Origin of the sequence: Haladaptatus sp., assembly GCF_049589095.1 — an archaeon.
Taxonomy (GTDB): domain Archaea; phylum Halobacteriota; class Halobacteria; order Halobacteriales; family Haladaptataceae; genus Haladaptatus.
The window spans coordinates 1-3,191 of sequence record NZ_JBAWAC010000079.1 but is presented as its reverse complement, the minus strand read 5'-3'; the positions used below and the strand labels follow the sequence as shown (position 1 = coordinate 3,191).

At 60.1% G+C, this 3,191-nt stretch carries 3 protein-coding genes; 2 read left to right on the top strand and 1 reads right to left on the bottom strand.

The genetic code is table 11. The features are described 5' to 3' along the window. The first annotated feature begins 156 nt into the window (after positions 1-156). The gene (locus WBV42_RS02790) at positions 157-1,539 is read left to right on the top strand and encodes an aspartate aminotransferase family protein (protein ID WP_423984684.1); all 1,383 of its coding nucleotides are present in this window, start codon (positions 157-159) and stop codon (positions 1,537-1,539) included. A gap of 52 nt (positions 1,540-1,591) precedes the next feature. Continuing rightward, complete coding sequence (locus WBV42_RS02785) at positions 1,592-1,981, top strand: Rid family detoxifying hydrolase (RefSeq protein WP_253227771.1); 390 nt, start codon at positions 1,592-1,594, stop codon at positions 1,979-1,981. Positions 1,982-1,991: 10 nt separating this feature from the next. Here the strand turns inward: WBV42_RS02785 and WBV42_RS02780 are convergent, their stop codons facing one another. Beyond that, positions 1,992-2,645 (bottom strand): hypothetical protein, encoded by a 654-nt coding sequence (locus tag WBV42_RS02780; RefSeq protein ID WP_423984683.1) that lies wholly within the window; start codon positions 2,643-2,645, stop codon positions 1,992-1,994. Between the last annotated feature and the right edge of the window lie 546 nt (positions 2,646-3,191).

Below are 3,191 nucleotides of genomic sequence, written 5' to 3'. Positions count from 1 at the left end.
TCAGGAGTTCGTCAACCGGAAGACGATTTGGGTCGAATAACCGGCGCGGACGGTCCGTTCCGGCCGGAGAACCCCGGCAAGAATTTCAATTTCTGTTTATGGCTTCTATGGTAATCGTGGACAAATTATTTATAACTGTTTCGCATGGTATCGCGTATGACGTCGAGTCCACCGATAGACGAACTTCATTTCGAGGACGCACCGGACGTCGGAACCGTTCCGGGTCCGAACACCCGAGAACTGCTGGACAAACAGCGCGAAATCGACAGTAGCGCGGTTTCGTACCCGGACGACATTCCCATCGCGTTGGAATCGGGCAAGGGCGCGACGGTTCGGGACGCGGACGGCAACACGTTCATCGACATGTTCGCCGGTATCGGCGTGTTGAACGTCGGGCATTCGAACCCGTACGTGCTCGAAGCGGTCCACGAACAGACGGACAAACTCGTTCACACCGTCGATTTCCCGAGCGAGGCCCGCCTCGAACTCATCGAGAAACTCGACGAAATCGCCCCGGCGGGACTTCAGGGTAACAGCAAGGTGGTCTTCGGCGGACCGACCGGCAGCGACGCCATCGAGGCCGCGATAAAACTCGCCAAACACAACACGGGCGGCGATGGCCTCATCGCCTTCCGCGGGGCGTACCACGGCGCGACCAGCGGCGCGATGAGCCTCACCGGAAACAAGGGATTCAAAGGCGATTACACGCCGCTCCTCTCGGACGTCGTCCACGCGCCGTATCCGCACCCGTTCGGACAGGACAAGACGCCGCAGGAAGCGGTGGACCACGCGCTCGAAGAGGTTCGAGCGATCCTCGAAGACCCGTACGGCGGGTTGGCGAATCCGGCGGGAATCTTCGTGGAACCGATCCAAGGCGAAGGCGGCGTCATCACGCCACCCGAGGGATTCCTCCGCGGTCTGCGCGAGATTGCGGACGACAACGACGTCGTGCTTGTCTTCGACGAGATTCAGTGTGGTCTCGGCCGCACCGGCCAGTGGTGGGCCAACGAGTGGTACGACGTCACGCCGGACGCGATGACGACGGCCAAAGCGCTCGGCGGAGTCGGCTTCCCGCTCTCGGCAACCATCTATCACGAGGACCTCGATACGTGGGGGCCGGGCGACCACGCGGGCACGTACCGCGGGCACGTCGTAGCCATGCGCGCCGGGACGCGTGCCATCGAATACATCCAGGACCACGACCTGCTGGCGCACGGACGCGACCTCGGCGAGTACATCCGCGGCCGACTGCAGGACGCGGCGACGGAGACCGACGTCATCGGCGAGGTCCGTGGCAAAGGGCTGTTCGTCGGTACGGAGTTCGTGGACGCGGACGGAAACCCGGACAGCGACATCGTGGACGCGATTCAGGATTACTGCTACGAACACGGCGTTCTCGTCTGGAAGGCCGGACGGCACGGAAACGTGCTCCGCCTCCTCCCGCCGCTCGTCCTCACCGAGGGACTGGCCGAAACCGCGATGGACGTCATCGTCCAAGCGGTCCAGCACGCGAGCGAGGAACAACAACAGGTCGCCTGAATCGCCGGGACCCGTTTTCGGACCAAAATACACACGTTTTCGAACCCTACCAATGAGTCACACCGATCGAATCGTAACGGAGGATGCACCGCGCAACGACAACCCGTACTCGCAGGGCGTTCGCGCCGGGGAGACGCTGTACGTCTCCGGCTACGGCCCCGTCGATCCGGAAACCGGTGACGACGTCGAGGGCGACGTGGGAACCCAGACGGACCGAGTGCTGGACAACATCGCCGCTGTCGTCGAGGAAGCGGGCGGCGACGGCCTCTCCGACGTGGTCAAGGTGACCGTCTACCTGACGGACCTCGACGACTACGACGCGGTCAACGAGGCGTACGGCGCACGGTTCGCCGACACGCCACCCGCGCGGGTCTGCGTCGAAGTCGCACGGCTTCCGGGTGACGTCGAGGTGGAGATGGACGCCGTCGCGTATCTCGGATAACCGAGTAAAATCAGTCGTTCAGTTCTTCGACGCGCTGGTCGCGCTGTTCCGTCGCGGCGTTGACCTTCTCGATGAACGCGCTCATCTGTTCTTTCATCTCCGAGCGCATGGACGTGGCCGAGAACTCCTCGGATTCGGTGAGGAGGCGGATGAACGCTCGGAGTTCCTCGTCGGTTATCTCCTCGAAGTCGCCGAATTCGAGTTTATCGATGACCTCGTCCACGTCGATCTGTCCCACCGGTTCGACGTTGAAGTCCACCGTCACCATGCGATAATCCGACCCGGCCAGTTCCTGCTCGGCCTCATTGACGCCCTGTGCGAGCATGTCCTTGAACGGCGTGTAGTAGCCCATCGTCCCGAGGTGGAGGAACGCCAGCATGTCGGTGATGCCCTGCGTGTAGGCGTCCCGGGCGTCGTCGTCGGGATTGAACACCGTTTCACGGTCCCGTTCTTCGAGATGTTCGAAGATGATGGTGAAATCGAGGATCGCGTTGCGAAGGCGGCGGCGGATCCGGTTCCGCTTCTGCTTCTTCGAGTGTTCCGTGTAGTCGGACTTCCGTCCGATTAGGAACTCCCTGTCGCTCGGCGTGAGGATGCCACGGTCCCGGTCCGCAGAGTACGCGAGTCCGTCCCGTGACTCCTGTTCGTCCGAACCATCGGTCATAAACGAATTTTGTGTACGACCATGATTAAGGGTTACGGACCGCGCCCCCGACGTTCGATCGAATCACGGGAATCGAACCGGACTACGGGGCGATTCGGGTCGAATTGATTACTCATCAGAAGGTTTTTTCATCATTATTTTTCACTCTGACGTGTTACACCATACCAATGATATGTTCTGTTACTGTCGTACACAGTTAACGTTCTCCGTGAGATTTTGTAAACGTATTTTGTAACCGCTAGTAGCAATATCCGTAATATTTATGGGTGTCATCCACGATGACTAAAAAGTGTGTCATAGCGCACCACGGCCAATGCCACCATACACTACTCATGAGATACAAATCGTGCAACCGGAACGTGTGCAGACCGATGAATCGGCCGCTGAAGACACGGGTTGAACGACCCGAACTGCCGTCGCCGTACGTACGAAACGGAGGTGGGGTGAGATGAGCCAATCCGACGGGCAGGGGGCCGTCTCGGAGTTCCACGACGAAATAGAACCGACGATTTTCGTGTTCGGTGCCGTTATCACGCTGATTTTCGT

What these genes read in the sequence shown, in the direction of transcription:
- WBV42_RS02790 (WP_423984684.1), top strand. Translation starts at nt 157, where the DNA reads ATGACGTCGAGTCCACCGATAGACGAACTTCATTTCGAGGACGCACCG.
- WBV42_RS02785 (WP_253227771.1), top strand. Translation starts at nt 1,592, where the DNA reads ATGAGTCACACCGATCGAATCGTAACGGAGGATGCACCGCGCAACGAC.
- WBV42_RS02780 (WP_423984683.1), bottom strand. Translation starts at nt 2,645, where the DNA reads ATGACCGATGGTTCGGACGAACAGGAGTCACGGGACGGACTCGCGTAC.